General features: G+C 50.3%; 14 protein-coding genes and 1 tRNA gene. 10 read left to right on the top strand and 5 right to left on the bottom strand.

Annotated features, from left to right (window positions below; genetic code table 11):
• Positions 1-65: 65 nt before the first annotated feature.
• From ACQY18_RS01390 to ACQY18_RS01405, 4 genes are all read right to left on the bottom strand, one after another.
• Positions 66-1,517: an FGGY family carbohydrate kinase gene (locus ACQY18_RS01390; protein ID WP_428038559.1), complete on the bottom strand. Its 1,452-nt coding sequence runs from the start codon at positions 1,515-1,517 to the stop codon at positions 66-68.
• Positions 1,510-3,354 (bottom strand): LTA synthase family protein, encoded by a 1,845-nt coding sequence (locus ACQY18_RS01395; protein WP_428038560.1) that lies wholly within the window; start codon positions 3,352-3,354, stop codon positions 1,510-1,512. The genes ACQY18_RS01390 and ACQY18_RS01395 overlap by 8 nt, the downstream gene beginning before the upstream one ends.
• A gap of 78 nt (positions 3,355-3,432) precedes the next feature.
• Complete coding sequence (locus ACQY18_RS01400) at positions 3,433-4,674, bottom strand: RecB family exonuclease (RefSeq protein ID WP_428038561.1); 1,242 nt, start codon at positions 4,672-4,674, stop codon at positions 3,433-3,435.
• Between the two features lie 323 nt (positions 4,675-4,997).
• Positions 4,998-5,864, bottom strand: coding sequence for a hypothetical protein (locus ACQY18_RS01405; RefSeq protein WP_428038562.1), 867 nt, complete (start codon positions 5,862-5,864; stop codon positions 4,998-5,000).
• A 436-nt stretch (positions 5,865-6,300) separates the two neighbouring features.
• Here ACQY18_RS01405 and ACQY18_RS01410 point away from each other — a divergent pair.
• Positions 6,301-6,372, top strand: a tRNA-Arg gene (locus tag ACQY18_RS01410).
• A gap of 438 nt (positions 6,373-6,810) precedes the next feature.
• Here the strand turns inward: ACQY18_RS01410 and ACQY18_RS01415 are convergent.
• The gene (locus ACQY18_RS01415) at positions 6,811-11,868 is read right to left on the bottom strand and encodes a hypothetical protein (RefSeq protein ID WP_428038563.1); all 5,058 of its coding nucleotides are present in this window, start codon (positions 11,866-11,868) and stop codon (positions 6,811-6,813) included.
• A gap of 221 nt (positions 11,869-12,089) precedes the next feature.
• Between ACQY18_RS01415 and ACQY18_RS01420 the strand changes: the two genes are divergently transcribed.
• The 9 genes from ACQY18_RS01420 (at position 12,090) to ACQY18_RS01460 (ending at position 25,345) form a co-directional block, all read left to right on the top strand.
• Positions 12,090-13,778, top strand: coding sequence for a diphosphate--fructose-6-phosphate 1-phosphotransferase (locus tag ACQY18_RS01420; protein ID WP_428038564.1), 1,689 nt, complete (start codon positions 12,090-12,092; stop codon positions 13,776-13,778).
• Between the two features lie 102 nt (positions 13,779-13,880).
• Positions 13,881-15,671: a sulfatase-like hydrolase/transferase gene (locus ACQY18_RS01425; protein WP_428038565.1), complete on the top strand. Its 1,791-nt coding sequence runs from the start codon at positions 13,881-13,883 to the stop codon at positions 15,669-15,671.
• A 63-nt stretch (positions 15,672-15,734) separates the two neighbouring features.
• Complete coding sequence (locus ACQY18_RS01430) at positions 15,735-16,088, top strand: DUF805 domain-containing protein (protein WP_428038566.1); 354 nt, start codon at positions 15,735-15,737, stop codon at positions 16,086-16,088.
• 73 nt (positions 16,089-16,161) lie between these two features.
• The gene (locus ACQY18_RS01435) at positions 16,162-16,950 is read left to right on the top strand and encodes a hypothetical protein (RefSeq protein ID WP_428038567.1); all 789 of its coding nucleotides are present in this window, start codon (positions 16,162-16,164) and stop codon (positions 16,948-16,950) included.
• A gap of 10 nt (positions 16,951-16,960) precedes the next feature.
• Positions 16,961-17,554 (top strand): hydrolase, encoded by a 594-nt coding sequence (locus ACQY18_RS01440; protein WP_428038568.1) that lies wholly within the window; start codon positions 16,961-16,963, stop codon positions 17,552-17,554.
• A complete protein-coding gene (locus tag ACQY18_RS01445; RefSeq protein WP_428038569.1) occupies positions 17,551-18,024 on the top strand; it encodes a DUF805 domain-containing protein in 474 nt (157 codons plus the stop codon). The genes ACQY18_RS01440 and ACQY18_RS01445 overlap by 4 nt, the downstream gene beginning before the upstream one ends.
• Before the next feature lie 85 nt (positions 18,025-18,109).
• On the top strand, positions 18,110-18,583 hold the full coding sequence (locus ACQY18_RS01450; RefSeq protein WP_428038570.1) for an N-acetyltransferase family protein: 474 nt from the start codon (positions 18,110-18,112) through the stop codon (positions 18,581-18,583).
• Positions 18,570-24,125, top strand: coding sequence for an amino acid adenylation domain-containing protein (locus ACQY18_RS01455; protein ID WP_428038571.1), 5,556 nt, complete (start codon positions 18,570-18,572; stop codon positions 24,123-24,125). The genes ACQY18_RS01450 and ACQY18_RS01455 overlap by 14 nt, the downstream gene beginning before the upstream one ends.
• Complete coding sequence (locus ACQY18_RS01460; RefSeq protein ID WP_428038572.1) at positions 24,122-25,345, top strand: MFS transporter; 1,224 nt, start codon at positions 24,122-24,124, stop codon at positions 25,343-25,345. The genes ACQY18_RS01455 and ACQY18_RS01460 overlap by 4 nt, the downstream gene beginning before the upstream one ends.
• Positions 25,346-25,457: the final 112 nt, after the last annotated feature.

Here is a 25,457-nt window from a genome sequence, read left to right on the forward strand (position 1 = left end):
GGTACGCGCAAAAAAGCCGGCCCCTAAAAAGGCGGGCCGGCTTGAAAAAGTTTCCAGCTACACATTTATTTCTTTTGGGTGCGGCTCCATTCCAAAAAGTTGCGCCATTGGCGGTTTAACAGCTCCGCCTCTTCCGGCTTGACGGCAGGTTTTACCGCTTGCCCCTTTTGGAACAGCGCCCAAGCGGACGTATCTATATTTAACGCCTGCGCCGCCAAATAGGCCGCGCCCATAACGGTTGATTCCGTTTCCGGGCTTTTGTGCAGGTCGGTTTGCAAAATATCCGCCTGGAATTGCAGTAAAGCGGCGTGATTGGCCAGGCCGCCCGCTACCGTAATGGGGCCTAAATCCACCCCGTAATCTTTAATGTAGTATGCAATATCGGCCACCAAAAAGGCCACCCCGCGCAACACGCCGGCCACCATATCCGCCCGCTTGGTTTGGGGGGAGAAACCCGCCAGCACGGCAGAGGCATTAAAATCCCAATACGGGGCCCCTAAACCGCCCAAGGCGGGCAGAAACCACACCGGGCGCTGTGCTTGTGCGCACAGGTCGTCTAACTCGTCCATTTCAAAGGTAAAGCCTAGTTGTTTGAGCCAATCAAACGCCACGCCGCACGCATTAACCGGGCCTTCCAAAATAAAATCACACTTGCCGTTTGTGCCGGAGGCGGAAACCGACGTCAAAATCCCCGGGATTTGCTTTAGCTCTTTCCCCGCGTTGTGCAGGAAAAACGCCCCCGTGCCGTAATTAATACTGCTACTGCCCGCGTGGAGCCCCATGCCGGCCATAAACGCCTGCTGGTCGCCCACGCACACTAAAATAGGGATTCTCCGCTCCCGGTACTCATACAGGCCGTAATCTCCGGCCGTGGGGCGGATTTCGGGCAGGCAGGCGCGTTTAATGCCAAAGGCGTTTAATAAATCTTCATCCCAATCCCCGGTGTGAATGTTATAAAGCAACGTACGCTGGGCCAAGGTGGGGTCCACCGCAAAAACGGCGCCTTTGGTTAAATGCCAAATTAAATAAGTGGCCACCGGGCCGACGGCTAAATCGCCCGCTTTGGCCGCGCGGCGCACCGCCGGGATATGTTTTAAGCACCAGGCAATTTTGGGGGCGGAATAAAACGGCGTTTTATATAGCCCGGTCAGGCGGTGGATGTCCTGCTGGGGGGTCAGCACGCCTTGAGCTTCCTGCGTGGCGCGGCCGTCCTGCCAGCTTAAAACCGGGGCCAACGCCTTGCCGGTGCGGCGGTTCCACAAAACCACCGTGGAGCGCTGGGAAGAAACGGCAATCGCGCTGACTTCCTCCTCCTCCAATTTATCTAACATTTCGTTTAAGAGGGGGATTTGGCTTTCCAACAGTTCCTCGGCGTTGTATTGCGCATACCCTTCCTGCGGGTGCGCGGGGGCCAGGGTTTCCGCGCGTTTATATAATACCGCGCCGGAGCCGTCCACCGCAAACACGCGCGTGCCGGAACTGCCTTGGTCCAACGCTACAATGACATTATTATTCATGTTCAAACCACCTGTTTTCTTTCAGCAAGGTATAAGCGGCTTTATCCAACGCTTGCAGTTTTTCGGCCGCTTCTTGGGCATTAAAACTATCTTGTTGGGCCTCGCTATCCAATAACTGCGCGCCGCTGTGGCGCACGGCCCCTTGCGAGGTAATCAGCCCGATGTTTACCCCTTCGGACACAAACGCAAAACGCTCGTCCCGGCGGGAAGTATCCAACATATTGCGCCCAAACGCCGTATACGGAACGTGCAGGCCCGTAAGCGCGTAAAGGGTGGGCACTAAATCCAACTGGGATACCGTCATACTGCGTTTTTCCGCCGGGAGCAGTTTGGGGGCGTACATCACCAGCGGAATACGGAATTTGTCATACAGGGAATCCGTCTTGGCGCCGGACGTATGGTCCGCCACAAAAATAAACACCGTGTTATCAAACCAGCCGTCTTCTTTGGCGCGTTTCAAAAACTCGCCGATAGACCAGTCCGCATACGCCAACGTATTTTTGAACCCGGTTTCCCAATCGTCGCCCTCGTATTTGTTAAACTGCGGGAGCGTGCGCGCAAACGGCTCGTGCGTAATGCCGGTAAACACCATGCCCATAAAATTTTTCTCTTTGCGGTTTTTAATTTTATCCGCCGCAAACATCAGGGCCTCGTAATCATAGCCGAAAGGGGCCTTATCCTGGTATTTTAGCAGTTGGGGGATGTCTTCCCACCCGTAAGACTCTTTGGCCCCTAAAAAGGAAGCTAACGCGCACATACGGTACGAATCCCGGTGGGACGTCTGCGCGAAAAACGTATAGTAGCCGGCATTGGAAAAATTTTTGGGCATGGGGGATAAGGCAGTCAGTTCCAGCCCATAGCCGAACATCGGCAACCCCGGAATTAACGGCACGCCGCCAAAAACCGCCGCAAACCCAAAAATACTGCGCAGGCCCGCCGCATACGCATTGGTAAATGTTAGGCCGTGTTTTACTAAATCATCAAATACCGGGGTGACGCCGTAGCTCCCGCCGGAAAGCGAATCCACAAACCGCGGGTGCCAACCCTCTAGTAAAACAATCATAATGTTTACATCTTTTAGCTGGGTGGGGGCGTCGCTTTCCCGCATGAGGGGATAAAGTGCATAAGTTCCGGTTTCCCCGGGCGAAAAAAGCTGTTCGCGCGCCAGGCGGATAGCTTTATCAACAGGATAATCGTTCTGCACGTCCACGCGCCCTTTGCGCCCCACCTGATAGGCCGTAAAAGCACCGTTGAGCGTCAGCGCGGCGGCCGACGGCGTACGCGCGTAATTATACACGTCCGCCACGCCTAAGGACTTGCCGCGCCCCAAATGCCCGCGCACGCCCAAAATAATCAGCAGGATTATGAGTAGCAGTTTGCCGCCCTCGGCCAGCGGGGAGCCGAACTGCGGGGCAAAGCGTGTGGTAATTTTCCAACGGATAAAGCAGCACGCGCCCGCAAACACCGTCAACAAACCCACTAGCGGCCACAAGGCAGGCCCGAACATATAAGAAATAACAAAACCCCAATCGTGCGAAATTTGCACGATTTCTTCGGCAATATGGCGGTTTACTTTGGGGAAGTAAATTAAATCCGCCGCCAATACGCCCGCCAGCACCAGCATTACGCCCGCAATAATGTATAGGAGCCACTTGGCCCAACGGCGGGAATTAACCGGCAAATTAAGCAGAAAAATCAGCGGCCCCAAAAACAGCGCAATAACGGAAAAATCAAACCGCATTCCGTTCAAAAACGCGCTCCAAATTTCCGGCTTTGTTAAACCCTCAAAAACAGGGCGGAAACTTTCAAACAAGGCCACGCGGGCGGCCAAAAACATAGCCGCGGCCAAAAGAACAATATAAAAAGACCAACGAAAACGAAAATCCGACTTTTGCGGTTTTTTTATCCACATAATTTACTCCGTTTTTTTAAGCTCCAGTTCTACGCTTTCCTGCGGGGTGCCCAGCGCGCCCAAACGCGCTTTTTGCTCCGCGGGAACCGTATTATCCGTCAGCAAGGCTTCCACCGTGCTTTGCGTGGGAACCAGGGTTTTGTGCAATAAATTTAAGGAGCGCAAAAGCTCCACCACTTTTTGTTTATCGTTAAATTGGGTATGCGTCAGGCGTTTTAGCTCGGCCTGATAATGCGCGCCGAAATGGCGGTCAAAATGCTGTGCCTGCATAAGCGCAATAATCTCTTTTTTCAATTTTTCGTAATCTTCCAACGCCGCACCGCAACGGTCAATTTTATCGCTTAATTCTTCCTGCGGTGTTTTTTTAAGCGGCGCGGGGGCCGGGGTGGCCTGCGCTTGCGGCAGAGGGGCCGCCGCCGGGGCCGGGTTTATTAAACGCGCGCCATAACCGCTGGGGCCGGTGTATTCTTTACCTGTAAATACAGGGCAGATGTTGCGGTAATCGCACCAGCGGCATTGGTTTTCTCCGGGAGTGGGGGAAAACTTACCCGCGCGAATTTCGTCCGCCACCGCCAAAACCCCGTGCCAAAATTCCGTAATTTGTTGGTCGTCGGCGCGCTCAAAATACATTTCTTTTAGGGTAGGCAGATGATAAAAGCAGAGTTTTTCCACCTTTACCTGTTGCACGCCCGGGTCCTTTTGTTGGACCAGTTCTTTAATGGCGGGGCTCATTTCGGCCACTTTTTGATACATATATAACTGGTCCGGCGCGCGCTCCACCGTTTTGCCGGTTTTATAGTCCAAAATCATCACTTTGCCGTCGCCCAGGTAGTCAATACGGTCCAAAATGCTAATCAGATTTAAGCCGTCCGTATCCAGCTTGGACATCATTTCCACAGACAGCGGATGCGCGAACGTGGCCGCGTGCTTTTGGTAATAGGTTTCAATAATGCGGCGGCCTTCCTGGTAGCCGGCGGCTTCTTTTTCCGCACTGGCATAGCCTTTTTTTTCAAAAGAGGTGCTTTGCCAATCTTTCGTAAAAAAATCCAACGCTTGCTGTAAAGTGGGGAAAGCGGGATTTTTTATATCGTAAATGTACTCCATCACCGCGTGGAGCGCCGTGCCGAACGCAAAGTAGTATTTCGGCTTTTCCGGCAACATCAGCACATAGCGGAATTTGTATTTTTGCGGGCACTCTTTATACATGCCCAATTTAGAATAAGAAAACGATAAATTTTTAGCCATATAAACCCCAACAGATAATATTATTTCCATTCTATCATTTTATGACGGAAAAACAATATAAAAAATCCGTTATAGGCGCTCCGCCCGGCATTACCCGGATGTTAAAAGATAGGTCCCGAGAAAATAAGCCGTTCAAACGCTTTGCTTCTTGCCTATTAAGAAACCCCGGGCACAGCAGGAGCCCAAACGCATGGGCTCCGCCCGGAAATTAAGAAACCCCGGGCACAACAAGACCGCTCAAACATGGTATAGCGCCGCCCGGCATTACCCATAAAAATCCCCGCCGGGTGGGCGGGGAGTGGAGAAAAATACAACACTTATAACTAGTTGCTAAAGCCAATGCGTCTGCGCGGCATGTCGGTTTTAGGCGTTTCCGCTTTTACCTTGCTGCGTAAAAATTTGGTAAAAGGCGTTTGGAAAGTTTTATCCAATTTAGTAGCCAACATCGTCAGCGAGCCTTCATACGCACTGGGATAAGTATTGAGCAAATACACCAAATCCGTCATATTTTGGGCCGCTTCTTTGGAATAGCGGGTCAGCTCTTTATTCAAGCGGTTGCGGGTGCCGATTAAGCGGCCCTTTTCGGCCATATTGACGGAAACCGATATATACCGTTCGGTATCCACAAGGCGGCGGCTGACATCCAACATCTTTTTATCCAATTTAAGCAAGTTGCGGCTTAAATGGGCTACCAACGCAGTAAACGGTTCGGGCAAATCGCCATATTGAGGAATCAAATCAATAAATTCCGTAAAATAGCGGGGCGAAATGTTGGCATAGCGGGCAGGGTCAGCAGATAAGGCAAACAGCCCGGGGATATCCTTTTCTTTAGCCGGCAGGAAGCGGGAGTTTCTTTCCCGGTACAGTGCCTCGCCGTAAGCAAAAGATTCTTTATTATAGCGTTCCGTTAAATCTTTCAACATAACGGCGCTTTCTTGTTTAATTTGTTCAATCAGAGCCACTTTTTGCGCATGGGTTAATTTGTCCTGAAGCATAACCTGCATGGCCTTTTGTTGGTTAATAGATTGTAAAGCGGCAATGTTCTGGCCCGATAATTCCGCGCGGGAGTGCCACACTTTGCTGCTGATATTTACCGCTTTCTTTTCTACTGCCGGGGTCTTTTTAGCGGTTTTTAATATTACTCTTTTAGGGGCGGTTTTTACCCAAAAACCGGCCCGGCAAGTAAACACAGGCCAACGAGGGCGTACATGATGTTCTTCATAAGTTTTAGGCTCCTTTTTTTATTTTTTCATTTACTTTGTTGTATTTTAGTATGAAATAAAATTTTTTTTATTTTTTCCAGTAAAAAAAGGACCTATTTTTTGCCTGTTTTATTTTTTCCTAGGACTTTTTTATGGTTTTACCGTCGGAGCGGGTGGAAAATTTTTATTCAAAAAAATAGGTCCAAATTCAAAAAAATAGGTCTTTTTTGTTGGAACAAAACCGCAAAACTTTACAAAAAATAAGGATTTTTTATTTTATTTTTCAAACCGTTTATAACTGTTTTGCGGCTTTTTTATCACACTTTTTGCCGGCTGTTTTTACGGCACCCGCGCCGTTTATGAAGATTTTTTGAATCTTTTATAATTTTTTTGTAAAATATATGTGTTCATTAGTACATCTTTTGCCCCCATAGCTCAATGGATAGAGCATCTGCCTTCTAAGCAGGGGATATAGGTTCGATTCCTATTGGGGGTATTTCTTCCTAATTTTTTCCATTTCGTTGTTGTTCCTCCGGTCGGATACCTCCGCGCTGCCGCGCGTGTGCCCACGGTATACCTCCCGTCGTCACGCCTAGAACTGAAAAAAATTAGTTTGAAACCCCTTGCACGCTTGTAATATCGCAAGAAACTTAAAAGTATTTTTGAGGCGTAAAGATTTATTCTCCGCCGGGGGCATTTTTTATCGTCGGAATGCTGACAAAATTGCTGACAAATTATTTGATTGCCGGCAATTTTTTTATGGCAACAGATAAGTCCGCCGCCCCGGAAAGTTTTTTATATTCCGCGCTTTGGGGCGGCTTTTTATTTTGTGTCCGCCCGGGCCCCCTTATAATGCCTTCAAATGTGCCCCATATCATAAAAAACCCCGGGCCAAATAAACCCGGGGTCTTTTCATTTTCATTCAAAACAACACTTATTTTTTAGCTTTGGCCGGTTCCTGTTTAGCAGGCTCCGCCGTGACGGCCGGCATGGGCACAAACCCCGCCGGTACGCCATACGGGGCTACCGTGGACGGGCGCCACACTTCAAACGCATTGGTAAACGCTTGCGAATAGGAGCCGAACAGCCCTTTGGTGAGTCCGAATAACCCGGTAGGCAACACTTTGGGGAATAACCCAATACTGGGCCCGGCAAACGCCGCGCTGGCCCCCAAAGAGGTCAACGGAATCCATAACGAGGTCCGCGGAACGTCGCTACGCTCCTCAATGCCCGCCTGGATGTGTTTATCCGTATAGTGGCTGACGGTAAGCGGAATAGCCGCAAGCCCCGTTTGGGAAAGGGAAAATACCGTCATAGCGGTAGTGGCGGCTTTGTCCCGCACCACGGCGGCTTCTGCCGCGTTCAGGCCCGCAGTGCGTGCGGCCACATACCCGCCGCGCACCACATTCATATTTGCCAATTTCTGCAAGGATTGCGTCACGTTGGCCGTACCTACGCCCACCAGCGCAATCCCCAGGAAACCGGGGCTGTCAAAGCCGTCAAAGCCGTAGTGCATCATCATCGCACTGCCCGTCATATTCATACCGTAGGAAAGCATCAACATCCGTTGGTATTCGGAGCCCATTTTGGCCGGGTCTTTTAAGGCCGCCAACATAGGTTTGGCGCGCAAGCGGGTCAGCAGGGGGAACAAAACCACCGTGCCGCTGGTCACTAACGCCACCCAGTTTTTGCGGTTTTCTTTTTGCATATCGTTAATCCAGCCAAAGTCGGTCACTTCCGGGCGGATTAACTGGTTGGCCGCTTTGTTAAAGGTGGCGGCTTCAAACCCGGTAAAGGCAAACGCGGCGGCGGTTAAGGGGAGGAGTTCCTTGCTGGCTAAAATACGCAAGGAGCCCCACGTTTCGCCCCAGCCGTCCCTAAACAAGGTGCGGGCATTTTTAGCCAAAATGGCGGAGCGCATGGCAAACCCGCCGGACATAGGCGCGAATTTCATAAATCCGGCCACTTTGCCGATATTCGGGTCAATGCGGGAGAAATACAAGCTGGCTAAAGAGCCGGCGGAAATCGTCCCCAACACCGGGAACGCGAGCGAAAAGTCCGTCGCCCCCGGGGCAAACAAGTTTGCGGCCACCGGCGGAACCAACATAGCAAAAGAACCGATGTTCTTAAACGCCATACTGGTTAATAAAGAACCGCCGCCGCCAATGCGGTCAATCAGCAAGTTCAGGCCGGAGCGGTTAAGCGCGGAAGACATACCAATTGCCGCGCCGGATACAAACAGCGGCCAAATGGGGGGCAGGTTGCTTTCGTTTACTTTGCCGTAAAAGCCGGAGGCGCCCGCAAAAGCCATACCGAAAAGCGCCGTGCCCAGGGCCATTTTTACCGTTTTTAAGGCGCCGATTTTCATCACCAAGGGGGAGAACACCGGGGTTAGTAAAGACGGAATATACGGCAACGCCAGGGAAATCATGGTTTTATCGGTTTCCGTAATGCGTTCGCCGTAAATGTTTTCAAGCGGCGCAATCAAACTGGAGGAAGCCGAGCTTAAACTCAACCCCGTAGCAATATACAGCGGGATTAATTTATTGCCGGTGCGGCTTACATTCATATTAAACCGCAACCCTTGCGGCGCTTGGCGCGCGATAGACAAGAACGGGTTTAACTGCGTTTTGCGCACCCCGTACGAGAACGGCGCCACATTAGTAAGTAATTGTCCGTCGCGGTAGAAGTTCAACGCGCCGGAGGGGGACATTACCATTTGGGCGTTTTCCAACCCCAAATAGGTGTCCGCCTTCAGCGTAAGCGGTACGGAAATCGTTTCGCCCGATTCCAACTGTCTGAGTACAGGCACGGCCGTGGCGTATTTTTTCTCTTTGCTTTGCGGCAACCAATTCTTAAAAGAGAAAGACGACGGTTTTTTATAGGCCGTTAATTTCAATTCAAACGGCGTGCTTAAACCGGCTTTTTCCGCCGCCAAAATAAATTCCGGCATTTGTTGCGCGTCTAAGGTTAATTTGAAATTTTTAGCATTAGCGGTTTGGCCCAAATCGTTGCCGAAACCAAAGGTAATGCCGTTTTTGCCCTGGGTAAACACGGCGCGCTGATAAGTATTTTTACCAAGGCCGCTGACCCCGTTAGCCGCCACCACATTTAAGGGCAGTTCTTCGGCCGCGCCGCCTTGCACCAGTACGGCAGAGCCTAACTGCGTGGTTTTGGATTTTTGCGCTTTGGACTCTTTTACCGCCGCCACGCTTTCCAGCGCGCTAGGCGCTTTAATGCGTTTATCCGCACTCACGGTGCTTAATAAAGCCTGGCCGATTTTGCCATAGGCGGCATCATTAAAAATGCGGCGGTCGGCGTCCATTATTTGGGTTAAATTACTCACCAAAAGTTTTTTGTAAGAACCGCGCGAGAATTTGCGTTTGAGCCACCCGCGCCGCGCAAATTGGGCATTGGCCGCGGCGGTGGCATCCGCCAACATTTGCATAGCAAAGGCTGATTGCTCGGCGGTGGGCGCTTGCCCCAACACGCCGGTTAAAAGCGCTTGAACGGCGGAGCCGTCCGTCTGGCCGTTTACCAATAAAGAGCGGTTTTCAAAAGCCGCAATATTCTGCGGTACTTGAACCGTTTTAAGATTTTTTATATCCGCCGCCAACGCCGCCGTTTCGCCCGGTTTATAACCCGGCAAGCCGGAAATTTTGCCAATTTCTTTAGACAAAACCGCGCGGTAGGCGTTATCTGCATTGAACGTGGTTAATTGGGCCAATTTGCCGCGGTTGGCAAATTCTACATTCGCCCGTTGGGTGGCCGCGCTTAACGCTTCGTTAATTACCGCTACTTGGTTTTCACCCAACACCGTGGGATGTTTGGCCGCTTCCGTGCCGACGGATAACGTACCCGCCGCCGTGGAAAATTTCAAATTTTCAGCCACTAATTTGGACGCCGCCGGCACAAAGCCGCCCGGCACTTTTAATAATTCTGCCGTCGTGGGCACTTTGGCAAATTGCGGCATTTGCGCCAGTACCACAGGTTCCATTCCTTTGCGGATACGCACCGGGATATTGCGCAACGTGCGCAAGGGTTTTACCACATTTAAGCGGCGCAGCATAACGGCCCGTTCCGCCACCGTGGCCCCGTTGCGGGCCATATTCATAGCCTTGAACATGGCGCGCCCGACCGTGGCCCCTTTGGCGGCCAGTTTGGTCAAATCCACCAAACACCATACCAAAATGGCAATATCGCCGTATTTGGCGGCTTTTAAGAACCAGTTGGAACGGTCTTGGCGCACGCGCTTGGCGTTATACGGGGCACTGCCTTTTTGATAGGCTTTAATGGCGTAGCCCGGTTTGGGGGCGCGCACTTTGGCACTGGCCTTATATACTTTATAGAGTTTGCGGTCTAATTCCAGTTCGCTGTCCGCGCTTAAATCACCCATACTTTGGTTGAACAAGTGGCGGGCAATCGCGCCGGAGGCCGTCAGCCCGGTAATAGATACATATTTATTAAATACGGCGCGGCGGTTATTCCATTCCGCGCGGTTGGCGGCCGCTTGCGCATTAGAAACAATTTTGGCTTGGCCTTGGGCGGTTAAATAGCGGCCGGCCTGCAAATACTGCCCCTGCGGAGCGTAGTTATCCGCACCGCTTTTGCCGCTTTCCAACGCACCCACTAAAAAGGGTTGGATGCCCGAACAGCCCATCTCGTAAATGTTTTTAAGCTGAAAGGTTTTTTTGCTCCACGCCGCACAGCGGTCCACCCCAAATTCCTTTAACATAGCCAAACTTTGCGCACTGCCTTCGTTAGCAAGTAGTAGGGCCACGTCTTCCCAGGCGTTGCCCATGGGGGCGGTTTGGGAGCGGTCTTTCGTCAACGGATAAACGGTATGTTTGGAAACTTCGCCCAAATACTGCCCGTTTATATTTTTGAACACCTCAACCAGCGTGGCAAGGCTGAAAAAATCTATATTGGAAATATCGCGTTCCTGTTGGGTAGCACTGGCAATAAACCCGCGCAATACGCCGTATTGCTTCATGGCCAGCAGGGCACTCACCCCGCCCAAAAGCGCCGGAACGGCATAAATGCTTTCGCGCTGGGCCGTCATAAAATCTTCTATTAAATTAGCATCTTCGCGCGAAGAAGAAATCATCCCCAGCCCCATAACGGCCGTCAAATGGGCGGAGCAGTCTTTGCAGTTTTTTTGTTTTAACAGGCGGGTATATTCCCGGTGCAAATACTGTTTTTGCTGTACTGTGAAAAAGGATTTTCCGTCCGCCGTTTTAAGCGGCAAAATGCGCACGGAATAGGAAATTAATTTGCGTTTGGCTAACAAGGCTTTGTCTTTCAGCGCAAACAGCGTTTTTACGGCCGCGGCAACCTGGCGCTCCGCTTCCGCCCGGTTTTGTTTTTCTAATTCAGCATAATAATCTTTGCTTAATGCGTCGCGCTGTTTACCCCACGCGCTCACCTTTTTGCCGGACTCCGCCGCCCAACTGTCCACGGCGGCCACATTTTGCTTGAGCCATTCGTCCACCCGGTCTTGGGCATAAGAGCCGCTTTTTTTAAGGGTATCGGCGCGGGCCTGTAAATCTTTTTTGGCTTGGGCGGCCATTTCTTTTACTTTAGCGTGCTGTTTGGCGGCCTGTTTGCGTGTTTCTTTGGCAAATTCCGCGCGGAAAGCCGCATACGTATTTTTTTGATGGTTGACCACCGGATTAAATAAATTATCCGCCTGCGCTAATTGCCGTAAATCCGCATCCGTCAAAGAGCCGCGGTTCAACCGGGCCTGCGTGTCTTGCATTTGGCGGCGGATGTTTTCACCCGGCAGGGCGGTGCTTTCCCGCACGGCGGTAAACGCTTTCTTGCGCAGGGTGCGTTCTATATTATCGGCCGTTTCTTGGGAAAAGCGGACTTTGCGCCCTTTAGCAACGGCTTGGGCGAAAGCGGGGGTAGTCAAATTGACCAGCAAACTCATGGCAACAGACAGACATGTTAATCTTTTTAACAAGTCATTTATTGCGGGAATATTTTTCATGTAGAGTTGATTTCCTTATGATATTCACAATACAAGCCGCTTGAAAGAGCGGCTGTTATACTTATATTTTCCAACATAATAAAAATATTTGCAAGGGCCAAAGGACCTAGAAAACCGCCCGTTTTTATAGGCCCTTTGACAGGCCCTTGCGGGGGTTTACCAATACAGGAAAGGAATTTTGTATAATAATTAAAAGGTTTTTTATATTTATAGGAGAGAGTATGCCTTGCAAAACCAAATCCGTTTGTTCTAAGTTGCAACAGCACCGCTGCAAATACCAGCCCGTGCTGCCCGCTATTCTGCAAAAAGGCCCTGCGGCCGTAAAGGCTAAATTGGGCAAAGCCACCAAAAGCGTGGCGGACCAAGCCACCGTTAAAAAGATGTTCCCCAACACTTACGGCCTGCCTGAAATTACCTTTGTAAAAGGCGCCAATTCCGCCGTAGCCAAAAAGGCCGTGCGCGTGGGCGTGGTGCTTTCCGGCGGGCAAGCCCCCGGCGGCCACAACGTAATTGCCGGTTTATTAGACGGGCTTAAAAAAGCCAACTCCAAAAACAAATTATTTGGTTTCTTGGGCGGCCCCAGCGGCATTGTGGATAATAAATTTATTGAAATTACCCCGGCCTTAATGAAAGACTACCGCAACACCGGCGGGTTTGACTTAATCCAATCCGGCCGCACCAAAATTGAAACGGACGAACAACTCTGCGCCGCCAAAGACAATTTGTTAGCCAATAAAATGGACGCTTTGGTAGTAGTGGGGGGGGATGACTCCAACACCAACGCCTGCGTAATTGCCGAATACCTCAAACAACAAGGGGTGGATGTCACCGTTATCGGCGTACCTAAGACCATTGACGGGGACTTGAAAAACGCGCAAATTGAAACCTCCTTTGGTTTTGATACCGCTACCAAAATTTATGCCGAAATGGTCGGAAATATCTGCCGCGACGTAAACTCCGCCCGCAAATACTGGCACTTTGTGCGCCTGATGGGCCGCAGTGCTTCCCACATTGCGCTGGAAGTGGCGTTCAAAACGCAGCCCAACGTGGTTTTGATTGGCGAAGAAGTATTAGCCAAAAAAATGACCCTCGCCCAAGTGGTGGATTATTTGGCCGGTATTATTGCCAAACGCGCCGAAATGGGCAAAAACTTTGGGGTTTGTTTGGTACCGGAAGGGTTGATTGAGTTTATCCCGGAAATGAAAGAATTAATTGCCGCGCTCAACGATATGCTTTCCGACCACGAAGCCGAACTGGCCAAAATGAACACGGTTGCCGAAAAGAAAGAATTTATCATTTCCAAACTGCCGGCCAAATTGGCGGCGCTGATGAAATCTCTGCCCGCCGGGATTGCCAGCCAATTAATGTTGGACCGCGACCCGCACGGCAACGTGCAGGTTTCCTTAATTGAAACCGAAAAATTATTGGTTGAAATGTTGCGCGTAAAACTGGCCGAAATGAAAAAGGCCGGCAAATACAACGGCAAATTTTCCGCCATTACGCACTTCTTTGGCTATGAAGGCCGCTGTGGCGTACCCTCTACCTTTGATGCCAACTACACCTACGCGCTTGGATACAACGCCGCCGTGTTGGCGCTGAACAAATGCAGCGGGTATTTGTCTTCCGTACGCAAGCTGACCAAAAAAGCCAAAGATTGGGAATGCGGCGGTATTCCGCTGACCATGATGATGAACATTGAACGCCGCAAAGGCAAAGAAAAACCGGTTATCCGCAAAGCCTTGGTGGAGCTGAAAGGCGAACCGTTCAAATTCTTGGCCAAAAACCGCGGCGAATGGGCCCTTACGGAATCGTACATTTTCCCCGGCCCTATCCAATACTTCGGCCCGGAAGATGTGACGGATATGACCACGATTACCTTGGCTTTTGAACAAGCCAAAAAACGCAAATAAGCGTTCGGCGGTCTTATTTTACTGGGGAGCCCTAACAAGGCTCCCTTTTTTGTGTTTGCCCCTTACCGCCACGCACCGGGGGAAATTTTATAAAATATAAATATGAACGCTAAAAATTTTTTCTGGTTTATTGTCTTAAATACGGCCCTGTGGGGGCTGGTTTCTTTGGTGTACTTTTTTACGGGGGGATTTTATTGGGATGCCCCCGGTTTCTTTTTTGGTTTATCGTCGGTGCCCGGGCACTTACTGCTGTTTGCGCTGGGGTTAAGCGTACTCGTGTTGCCCTTTCGCCTGGTGGGCCCCAAAACCGGGGCCGCGGCCGCGGTGGCCTTTGGGGGAGTTTTTACCCTCTTTTTTGCGGCGGATGCGTTTGTATTCACGCAATACCGCTTTCACATTGGGGTTGCTATGTTGGAGCTGTTTTTCGGCCCCGCCGGGCGGGAAATTTTTGTCTTTCCTGCCATTACTTATGTGATGTTGGCCCTGGCGGTGGTGGGCGTGTTTGCGCTCACTTACGGCCTGTTGTGGGCGGCGCGCAAAATTACGCTCGGCAAAAAAGCCGTTTGGGCGGTGTGCCTGCTATGGCTGGGCGCATTTTTGACGTACCACTCCTTGCACGCCTGGGGGAAATTTATGTTGGTGCCGTCCGTATTGGCGCAAGTTTCTTATATGCCGTGGGCCAACCCGTTAAGCGCCAACCGCAAATTGCGCAAAATGGGCTTTGAGCCGAAAAGCGAGCCGTACGCGGAGCCCAAAAAAGGCACGCTGAATTATCCTCTGCACCCGATGGCGTGTCCGTCCACCCCCAAAACCAACATTTTGGTTATTTTAATTGATGCGTGGCGCGCGGACAGTTTTACTAAAGAAGTAATGCCGCACACCTGGGCCGCTTACAAAAACGCGCAGGCGTGGTATTTTACCAACCATTTAAGCGGCGGCAATGCCACGGAAGCCGGGGTGTTTTCGCTCTTTTACTCCATGCCGTATTTATATTGGGATTCTTTTACCGGGCAAACCCGCCAGCCTATCCTTATGGAAGAACTGCAAGCCAAGGGCTACCAAATGGGCATTTTTGCCAGTTCCAAACTAAACAGCCCGGCATTTAATAAAAATATCTTTTCCCAAGTAGAAAACCTGCGGATAGAATCCAAAGGCACTACCAAAGTAGAGCGGGACAGAGATATGCAAAAGGATTTTTTGCATTTTCTGAAAAACCGGGATAAAAACGCGCCCTTTTTCGGCTTTTTATTTTATGATGCCGCCCACGGGCAGGAATTCCCGCAAGGGGGCGATAAATTTAAGCCGGTAGGGGAAGAAATGAACTATTTGGTACTTACCAAAAATACAGACCCCACCCCTTATATGAACCGCTACAAAAACGCCGTGTATTTTATAGACGGCCTTTTGGGGCAAGTATTTGAAACCCTAAAAGCCCAAGGGTTGAGCGACAACACGCTGGTTATTTTGACCGGGGACCATGGGCAGGAAATTAACGATACCCGCCACAACTTTTGGGGGCATAACAGCAATTTTGCCCAATGGCAAACGCAGGTACCGCTGCTTATGTGGTGGCCGGGGCATACAGGGGGGGAAAAGGCTTACCGCACCGCCCATTATGATATTGTGCCGTTCCTTTTAACGCATATTTTAGGTTGCACCAATCCGCCCGGGGATTATTCCACCGGCACGGATTTATTGGACGAAACTCCGCGGCCTTATACCGTCATTTCCAGTTATACCAAAAAAGCCATTCAAACCGGGGATAACCTCTCCGTGATAGATAATTACGGATACTTGGAACATTACGATAAAAACTATCAAAAGCTCCCCACAGGGGCGGACCCCAAGGCTATTACACAGGCATTTAAGGAATTTGCTAAATTTTATAAATAATTTTGGGAAAAATATTATATACTTTTAGGTAAGTTGTTTATATTTTAGGGAGGTTTTTTGAATATGAAATACTTGTTAGACCCGCTTGTAAAACACTATGCGGATTTTAGCGGCCGCGCCAACCGCAAACAATTCTGGCTGTATGCGTTGTGGTTGTGTGTAGTGTATATTGTAATAGGCATTTTAAGCGCCGCTTTGGGTGAAAAAGCCGGCAACGCCGTTATTGTCTTGGTGTGGTTAGCTTTATTAGTGCCTAACTTGGCTATGATTGTGCGCCGCTTGCACGATACGGACCGCTCCGGCTGGTGGGTTTTGATTAGCCTTTTGCCGCTTATCGGCGGGTTAATCTTGTTTGTATTTGAAGTTTTGCCCGGCACACAGGGGGAAAACCGCTTCGGCAGCCAACCCCAAAACTAAAAATTGTCTTTACACGGCCCCGGGTTTTTAGTAAAACCCGGGGTCTTTTTATGTATTTTGCTAAAATAGATATATGAAGAAATTTACCCCTTTTTTATGGCTTGCCGTTTTGTTGGCGGCAAGTGCGTACGCCCCTTTTATGCGGGGCTATACCGCCCGAATGACGGCCCCGCTACCCGGCCCGCTCACTCCGCCGCAACAAGAGGCTCTTACCGGCGGTTTTCAGCCGCCGTCCGCCCGCTTTTTGCATAAAGTAAACACGCGCTACCGCGCCCGCAAAAAAGACGCACTGTACCCCGGTTTTGAAATAGATATTCTCCGCCACCCCAACGGCAACCTGGTTGTGGCGCACGACGAAACGGAGCTGCCCTACGCCGTAGCTCTGCCGGATTTACTGGCCGTTATCAAGCACCCGGAAGAAAAAACCTACTGGCTGGACTTAAAAACCCCGCTGACGGACGAAGATTTGCGCTATTTGCAACAGGTGGCACAGCACTTTCACATTTCCCCGGAGCGCTTTATGTTTGAAGCCGCCCCCGGCCAGACGGCAGAGCGGTTAAAAAAATACGGCTTTTCATTACTCTTGCAAATCCCGGACGGATTTGACGAGGACGGCAACGACCCGCTCAAACGCGCCCAATTAAACGCGCAATTAACCGAATCTCTGCAAAAATACCAACCGCAGGCAGTGGCGGGCAGTTTTGGTAAATACAAGTATTTGCAGGCGTACTTTCCCCATACGCGCAAAGCCATTTATTATTCCAGCACCAAACGCCCGAGCCTAAAAAAGCGTTATTTGGCGCAAGAAATGCAAAAAGACCCCACCGTAGTTATTTTTATGTTAGACGAATATAATTTTTAAGGAGAACCCTATGCACACCACCCACATTACGCGCGCGGGCGCGCTAAATTTACTTAAAAAATACAATCAGGAGCCGTTCCACTTGCTCCATGCGCTTACGGTGGAAGCCGTTATGCGCCGTTTAGCCGTACAATTAGGCTATGCGGACGAGGCGGACTTTTGGGCCTTGTGCGGGCTATTGCACGATATAGATTTTGAAAAATTCCCGCAAGCGCACTGCCAAAAAGCGCCCGAGTTATTGGCGGAAATTCAGGCCGAGCCGGAACTGGTGCATGCGGTATGCAGCCACGGCTACGGCATTACGGTAGACATACGGCCGGAACACGAAATGGAAAAAGTCCTTTTTGCAGTAGATGAACTGACCGGGCTGATTGGCGCGGCGGCCAAAATGCGCCCGTCTAAAAGTACGCAGGATATGGAGCTTTCCAGCTTAAAAAAGAAGTTTAAGGATAAAAAATTTGCGGCGGGTTGTTCGCGCGATATTATTAAAAAAGGGGCCGAATTACTGGGTTGGGAGTTGGATAAACTGTTAGACACCACCCTTTGCGCCATGCGGGAAACGGAAACCGCCGTACAAACCCAAGCGGAGAAAATAACAAAATGAGCTATTTAATCAATCCGCTAAAACGCCTTTTTGATTTTCAGGGCCGTGCCACCCGCAAGGAATTTTGGCTCTTTATCCTGTGGCTATTGCTGCTTACCGGGCCCGCGTGGATTGCCATTATGTTTATTTGCCTGTTTATCGGAGCCACGATGTTTAATGATATGGGCAGCCAGCAAAGCATGGGTTGGATTGGTGTATTTATTTGCTTTATATCCTCTTATTTAGCGGCTTTATTGTTGCCGCTTTCCCTGCGCACGCGCCGCTTGCACGACATTGGTTTAAGCGGTTGGTGGCAACTGATTTTATTGGTGCCCTCGCTAGGGGGGCTGGTTATGCTTATTTTTATGCTTATCCCCAGTGAAAAACAAGATAACCGCTTCGGGCGTGTTCCCGCAGGCATTTTGAAACAAACGCCCGAGGCGCCCGCCTGCCAAGGAGCCCCCGCGGATACAACCGGGCGGCCTTGTTAGCAAAAAAATTTGGAAAAATTAAAATAATTTTGAGTTATCCCCGTCTAAAAGCTACAATATAAAAAAGAAAGGAGTGTCTGGTTGTATGTCTCAAAAAAAATTTACACTTCGCAGAGCCGAAGAAAAAGATTTAGATATATTGGTGGATTTTAATAACCGTATTGCGTTAGAATCGGAAGGCCACCCACTGGATTTAGCGGTACTGCGCAGCAGTATGAAACATATTTTGCAAGACGAACGCAAAGGCATTTATTGGTTGGCGTGCGACGGCGAAAAAGTGATAGGCCAAATGATGTATGTGTTTGAGTGGAGTACCTGGCAGGATAAAAACTATATGTGGCTTACCGATTTATACGTTCTGCCGGAATACCGCAAACAGGGCGTTTTCAAATTACTGAACCAACACTTGTTGGATTTTTACCAAAAAAGTCCGGATATTATCGGCGTGCGCTTTTATGTAGCCAAAACAAATACGGCCGTAGTGCCCTTGTACCACCGGATTGGGTGGAAAGAATCCAAGTATAATTTGTGGGAAGTCACCAAAAATGACGTCCGGTAAAAACATTTTAATTGTAGACGGTTTTGCCACTGGGAACCAATACGCCGCGGCCGCACGCGCGCGCGGGTTGGTTCCTTTCCATATTACTTCCGGGCTTGAAAAAACCTCCTCGCTCCCGGCGGAGTTTATGGATAAATATATTGCCGGGCAAATTGCCGGTAAATACGAAAAATGCTTTGTAATGCCCCCAACGCTGGAGGAGGCCGTACAACTCTTAAAAAAATACCATTTTGCGGCGGTTATTCCGGGTACGGAATCGGGCGTAATTGCCGCCGAACAAATTGCCCACCGGTTAGGCTTGCCCGTAAACAACCCGGCACTCCTTTATGCCCGCCGGGATAAATACCTCATGCAAAAAGCCTTGCAAGAGGCCGGACTTGCGCATATAGACTGCGTACTGACCGAAGATGTGGAAACCGCCGTACAATGGTTCAGAAAAAGCGGACACCGCCGCATTATTATCAAACCGCCGTGCAGTGCCGGGACCGACGGCGTAAAAAGCTGTGCAAGCGAGGCGGAAATACGCGCCTATTTTGAGCATTGTTATTTGAACCGCTACGACGGTATAGGGGCGTTTAATAAGGCGCTGCTTTTACAGCCGTATGTGGAGGGGGATGAACTGGTAGTCAACTGTGTTTCCCGCCACGGCAAACACGTTTTAACGGATGTTATCTTATACAATAAAGTGCTTACGTCCGGCGGCGTGCCTATGTACGAGGCCAGCCGGCTGATTCATAAATTGGACGAGCGCATACAGCAGGCCGTCCGCTATACATTTCAAGTATTGGACGCCTTGGGTATTCAGTATGGGTCTTCCCATAGTGAAGTAAAATTAACCGCGAGCGGCCCGGTACTGGTGGAAACCGGCGCACGCATTATGGGCAGTACGCCTGCCGTTTATTACCAAGCGTTGGGGTACAGTTTAATTGACTGGTCCCTGGATGCGTATTTAAGTGATGCCGCCCACGAACGCAACGCCCGGCAGGGCTATCACCCCAAAAAGCATTTTATGGCTAAATTTTTCCTTTCGTTCAAAGAAGCGGACGTGGAAGAAATTACCGCCCTGAAAACATTGCCGTTGCTGTCCTCGTTTGTATCGTGCAATTTTAATAATTTGGCGATTACCAAAAAATTAAAACCCACCGTAGATTTACCTTCCAAGCCCGGGGATTGCTTTTTGATGTCCGAACGCGAAGGGGACGTATTGCGGGATTACGCGCTTTGCCGCTATTTGGAACGCCAATGCGCGGGGTTATTGTACCGTTGCAAAGGGGAAGAATTATCCGCCCGGGAGCAACAATTCGCGCAAGCCCTAAAAAACCGCTCTTATCCGTTAGCGGCCATTAACCGCTTTTTATACGGCTATGATATGGCCTATAAAAATTACAAAAATTCCACCCTGTATATTTTACACCCGGATTTAACCCCCTGCCAACCGGGGGAAACCGGCTGTATTTATGTAGCCGGGGCCTATATGGCCAAAAAAGCCTACGATATGCCCTGCCTGCATACGGAAAATTTTGTATCCAACCCCTTTTATACCACCGCCTGCGCCAACCGGGTTTTGTTCCCTTTCTTATACAACACCACGGACAAAGCCCAAGTAAACCAGGACGGCTCTTTAACCTTTATAGATGCCAAAACGGGGCGCAAAATCCGCTCCTTTTCCAGCGCGTCTTCCCGCGCGGAATGGCCGCTGACGTATACGGAACGCCAAATGGTGGCCGAACAGCAAGTGGCGCCGGATTCCAACGCCTACAACGCCAAATTTACGTTTAAGATAGAAGGCGCGTTAAATGCGGCGCGCTTACAGGAAGCGCTTAAAATTTGGGTTTCGCGCTACCGCTTATTCCGCTCTTACTACCCCATGGTAAACGGCAAGTTTGCACACCGTTTGGCTAAAGAAGTGCCCGTCCATTTAACCCGCTTTACCTGCACGGCGCAGGAAGCGCTGGCTAAAATTGAACAGCTCAACACACCGTATGATTTAACCCGGGCGCCGTTGTTCCGCTTTGTTTTGTTTAAGACGGGGCCTAAGGAACATATTTTTCATATTAACATTCATCACATTATTGCGGACGGCACCAGTTTAATCGGCATTATTGAAGAATTGTGGAAATTATATAAAAACAAGCGCGCCAAAAAATTCCATTTGGAAAAACAGGATTTTTTGGATTATGCCGTCTGGCAGGAGCGCTACGAAGACCCCACCGCCAAAAAACAGTTCTTTTTGGACTTATTCAAAGACGGCGTGCCGGAAAACGAAATGCCCATACGCACCTTGCGGCCGGAAATTTTGCCGCACGCCACGCAAGTAAGCCGGGAGCTGCTATTTGATGTAAACAAAATTGAAACAGCCGCCCGCCGCTTGCACATTTCCACCGCGCTGTTTATGACGGTGGCCACCTCGCTCACATTAGCCAAGTATTGTGACAGCGAAGACCTGGCATTAGGGATGATTATGAACGGCCGCACCCACCCGCAAACCAGGCAAATGGTGGGGATGTTCGTAAACTCCGTGCCGATACGCTTTCAACCTAAAGTCAATTTAACATTGGCCGAGTATATTGCCCAAAGCGCGGTTATGTTCCGCGGTGCGCTTGAAAACCAAACCTGCCCTTTTGAATTGTTGGCGCCGTTATTGGCCCCCAAGCGTAATCTTTCGCGCAAGCCGGTGTTTGACGTGATTGTCAATTACCGCGGGGAAATCCGCCCGTACGAAACCGCCGGCCTAAAAATCAGCTCTATCCAAATGTGGCAGGCCACGCAAATTGATTTACAGTTTGAAATCGTGCGCGGCGTAAGCGGCATGAGCGTATCTATTTCCTATTCGGACCAATTATATAAACAGGCCATTATCAACGGTATTTTGGATTTGTTTGAAAAAGTAATAGAGGAAATGACCGCTCCCGCGCCGGAGCAAAAACCATTAGCCGATATTATGGATTTGCCCGCCAAGCAAAAGGACGTTTTACTCAAAAATTTTGTAGGCCAGCGGGTGGAATGGCCGTTGCAGGAAACTTTTTTGGATGTTTTTGCCCGCCGTTGCCAAGAGCAACGCCAACAAGGCAAAAACGACCACGCCGTCGTGTATCACCAAAACCGCATTTCCTACCTGCAACTGGATGCGTGGAGCAGCCAAATTGCCGCATTATTACATAAACAAGGCGTGGGGAAAGGCAAGTATGTATCTGTATTAATTAAACGCAGTGAACTAATGCCGGTCTGTGCGCTGGGCGTGGTGAAAGCCGGGGCCGCGTATGTACCGCTGGACGAGGCGCACCCGTCTACCCGCCTGGAATACATTTTGCAAGACACCCAAACGGACGTGTTAATTGCCGATGAAGCCTTACTGCCTTTAGTGCCCAATTACCGCGGTAAAGTAATTACCACCCGGCAAATCCGGCAACTGGCGGATAAACCGGCGGTGGCTCCGGCCTGGCCCGCGCCAAAACCGGAAGATATTTTTGTGGTGCTGTATACCTCCGGCACCACCGGCAAACCCAAAGGCGTGCTGATTACCCACCGCAACATTCAACTGCTTTGTTTGGAAACCCGGCAATTCTTTGCCGTCACCGCCCAAGACCACACCGCCACTTGTGCCGGGTTTGGTTTTGATGCCTGCTTGGGGGATTGGTACCCCACGCTGGCGGCCGGGGCGTGCTTGTATATTGTGGACGAAGAAACCCGCGCGGACCTGCATGCGCTAAACGATTATTTTGAAAAAGAGCATATCACGCGCCTGATTATGACGACCCAACTGGGCCGCCAGTTTGCCACGGGCATTAAAAACCACTCTTTGCGCCAATTACTGGTAGGGGGGGAAACCTTAACCCCGCTCACGCCGCCGGCCGATTATGTGCTTTACAATGCGTACGGGCCGACGGAATGTACGGTATATGTCAGCTTTTTTAAGGTGGATAAATTGTACCCGCGTATTCCGCTGGGCAAACCCATATACAATGCGGATATTTATATGGTGGATAAGTCCGGCCGCCTGTGCCCCCCGGGAACGTACGGGGAGCTGTGTATTGCCGGGCCGCAAGTAGCCAAAGGATATTTGAATTTACCGCAGCTCACCGCCGAGCGTTTTGTGCCCAATCCGTTCTCGCAAGAAAAGGGCTACGAACGGATGTATAAAACCGGGGATGTGGCGCGTTTTACGTCCGTCGGGAATATAGACTTTTTAGGCCGCCGGGACCACCAGGTAAAAGTGCGCGGCTTCCGCATTGAATTAAGCGAAATTGAAAGCTGTTTGCGCAAACACCCGCTTTTGAAAGATTGCGCCGTAGTGGTGCAGGAAGACAAAAACGGCGGCAAACATGTGGCGGCGTATGTGGTATCCGGCGAAGAACTGGACACGCAAAACCTCAAACGGTTTATTGAAGACGCCCTGCCCCCGTATATGGTGCCGGAGTTTATTTTGCAAATCCCGGCTATTCCGCTCAACCCCAACGGCAAAGTAAACCGCGCGGCGTTGCCCAACGTGTCGGAAGCGTATGTGGCCAAGCGCTCCTATGTGGCGCCGGAAAGTAGGGTGGAAAAAGAGCTTGCGCTTATTTGGGGCGATATTTTGGATATTAAGCCGGAAACAATCAGCCGGGAAGATAATTTTTTTGATATTGGGGGCACTTCCCTTAGGGCAACGGAATTGTCTTTCCGCGTGCGGGAGGCGTTCAAAGAAAGTATGCCTCCGGCCACTATTTTTAAGTATCCCGCGCTCAAAGCGCAGGCGGAATATTTGGAAAAACAAAACCGCTTTTCCATGGTGTATGCGTTTAACGAAAGCGGCACCAAAACGCCGATGTTCTTTGTGCATACCGCCAATACCGGCGCCGAGGCGTATGTGCCTTTGGTTAAAAAACTCCCCAAAGACCAGCCTTTTTACGCCGTGGAGCCGCATAATATATTCAGCAGCGAGCCACCCATCCGCGGTATTAAAAATTTAGCCAAACGCTATGTGCAGTACATTAGCCAGGTCAATGCCACGGGACCGTACATTTTGGGCGGCTGGTCTTTCGGCGCGGTGGTGGCGTATGAAATGGCCGTCTTGTTGCGCGCACAAGGTAAACAGGTGGAACAAGTCTTTTTGCTGGACCCGATTATCAACCATTCGGAAAGTGAAAAAGCGCTCACCCGCCAATTACTGGATACGTCTTTCTTCCAAGGGTATTTGAATAATGACCCGCTGTTTTTGCGTTTCAAAAAGTTGGGCTTTATGGATAAACTGATAGAAAACAACAAAAATGTATTGGAAGATATGTTTGATTACACCCCCAGCCCCTATGGCGGCCCGGTGACGATTTTTAAGGCCATGCGCTTGGAAGCGCCGCCTAAAGATGTGGATAAAAAACTGGCCCAGCAGATGCGCAAGTTTCAAATTTTCCACCGCGACGAGCCGAAAAACGGCTTTGACAAATATGTAAAAGAAATTACGCTCTGCCCTATCCACTCCATACATAACTATATGTTGAGGGGAAACGCACTTGTGCGTATTGCGGAAGAAATTTTCAGCCCCCGCCGCGGGCCTAAAAAGAAATGAAAAATAATTCCTTTTTTTCTTCCGCTTTTTCTACCGCCCGGTTGTTTTTTGCGGTCAATGTGCTGGCCGGTATCGGTTTTAATATCGGCGTGGTGGGCGTAGGTTGGTTTATTATTGCCTCCACCGGCAGCAACCAACTGTTAGGGCTGTACGGGGCGCTTTCGCTAATTAGCGCCTTTATTACCCTGGCCGCGGCCGGGGCGGTAATGGATAAATACGCCCCGCTAACCTTGTTCCGCTTTTGTTGCGCGGGGCAGACGGGCATTTTCTTTCTGACGGCGCTTTTAAGTTATTTCCAACTGCCGGCCCGGTGGCTTATTTACGCATTGGCCGTATTTAATATGCCGTTAATGGTATTGTTTAGCGTGGTGGCGCGCCGGGCGGTGGCTTCTATTTGGAACAATACTTCCTTTACGCGGGGGAATGCGGTACTGGAAATTACCCTGCAAATCGGGGCGATGTGCGCGGCCGTACTGACCGGGGTTTTATACCGCTTTTTCGGGTTTAGCTTGCTGATGGGCCTGGCGGGCGCGCTTTGTTTGGCCGCCGCCTTATTACTGGTTAAATGGCCGATTTTAATGACGAATGAAGCACCGCACTCGGCTCCGTTTGCCGAAGAACTGCGCGCGGGGTGGGTTTATTTGGTTCAACATAAAAACGCCTTATTTTACGGTCTGTTGGCCTTTATCCCCACGGTTATTATTTCGGCCTCCAATACGGTCATCCCCGGTTATGTGGAACAAAGTTTGGGCAAAGATGCGCTTACTTACGGCTTGGGGGATATGTGGTTTGCCGCGGGGGCGTTATTGGCCGGGCTGTTGGGCACGCGCTACGAACGGTTGCAAACCCGGGTTTTGTTGGGGCTATTTGGCGGCGTGATGGCGTGTTTGGGCGTTTTGTGGCTCGGGCGCCATACCGGGCTTTTTTACGGCATGGTGTTTGCCCTGGGCATTGGCCTGGCGCAACTGCGCATTTTGCTTAACACCCTTTTTATGAAAAAAGCGGACTCCGCTTATTTGGGGCGGAGTTTATCCCTTTTAATGGCCGTATCTATCGGTTTTCAGGCGCTATTATCCTACGGCGTTGGCGGTTGGATGGATAAATACGGGGCGGCCAGCGGCTTTGTGTGGCTGCTAGGCTTAAACGGAATCGGCCTGATTCTATTAGGCTTGGCCCGCTCGCCAAACAACGCGGGGGAAAAAACCTCCGCGGCCAAATAATCCGTCTTGCTTTGCGGGGCCCATCCCCAAACAACGCCAGGGAAAAACTCCGTTCATTTTTAACTTGAAAAAATCCCGGCCAAACCCCGGGATTTTTATTTATGTTTTTGAA

Source organism: Candidatus Avelusimicrobium faecicola (genome assembly GCA_900540405.1).
GTDB classification, from domain to species: Bacteria; Elusimicrobiota; Elusimicrobia; order Elusimicrobiales; family Elusimicrobiaceae; genus Avelusimicrobium; species Avelusimicrobium faecicola.

Coding starts and splice junctions, on each gene's coding strand:
- ACQY18_RS01390 (WP_428038559.1), bottom strand. CDS start 1,517: ATGAATAATAATGTCATTGTAGCGTTGGACCAAGGCAGTTCCGGCACG.
- ACQY18_RS01420 (WP_428038564.1), top strand. CDS start 12,090: ATGCCTTGCAAAACCAAATCCGTTTGTTCTAAGTTGCAACAGCACCGC.
- ACQY18_RS01425 (WP_428038565.1), top strand. CDS start 13,881: ATGAACGCTAAAAATTTTTTCTGGTTTATTGTCTTAAATACGGCCCTG.
- ACQY18_RS01460 (WP_428038572.1), top strand. CDS start 24,122: ATGAAAAATAATTCCTTTTTTTCTTCCGCTTTTTCTACCGCCCGGTTG.
- ACQY18_RS01445 (WP_428038569.1), top strand. CDS start 17,551: ATGAGCTATTTAATCAATCCGCTAAAACGCCTTTTTGATTTTCAGGGC.
- ACQY18_RS01400 (WP_428038561.1), bottom strand. CDS start 4,674: ATGGCTAAAAATTTATCGTTTTCTTATTCTAAATTGGGCATGTATAAA.
- ACQY18_RS01440 (WP_428038568.1), top strand. CDS start 16,961: ATGCACACCACCCACATTACGCGCGCGGGCGCGCTAAATTTACTTAAA.
- ACQY18_RS01395 (WP_428038560.1), bottom strand. CDS start 3,354: ATGTTTTTGGCCGCCCGCGTGGCCTTGTTTGAAAGTTTCCGCCCTGTT.
- ACQY18_RS01430 (WP_428038566.1), top strand. CDS start 15,735: ATGAAATACTTGTTAGACCCGCTTGTAAAACACTATGCGGATTTTAGC.
- ACQY18_RS01435 (WP_428038567.1), top strand. CDS start 16,162: ATGAAGAAATTTACCCCTTTTTTATGGCTTGCCGTTTTGTTGGCGGCA.
- ACQY18_RS01455 (WP_428038571.1), top strand. CDS start 18,570: ATGACGTCCGGTAAAAACATTTTAATTGTAGACGGTTTTGCCACTGGG.
- ACQY18_RS01415 (WP_428038563.1), bottom strand. CDS start 11,868: ATGAAAAATATTCCCGCAATAAATGACTTGTTAAAAAGATTAACATGT.
- ACQY18_RS01450 (WP_428038570.1), top strand. CDS start 18,110: ATGTCTCAAAAAAAATTTACACTTCGCAGAGCCGAAGAAAAAGATTTA.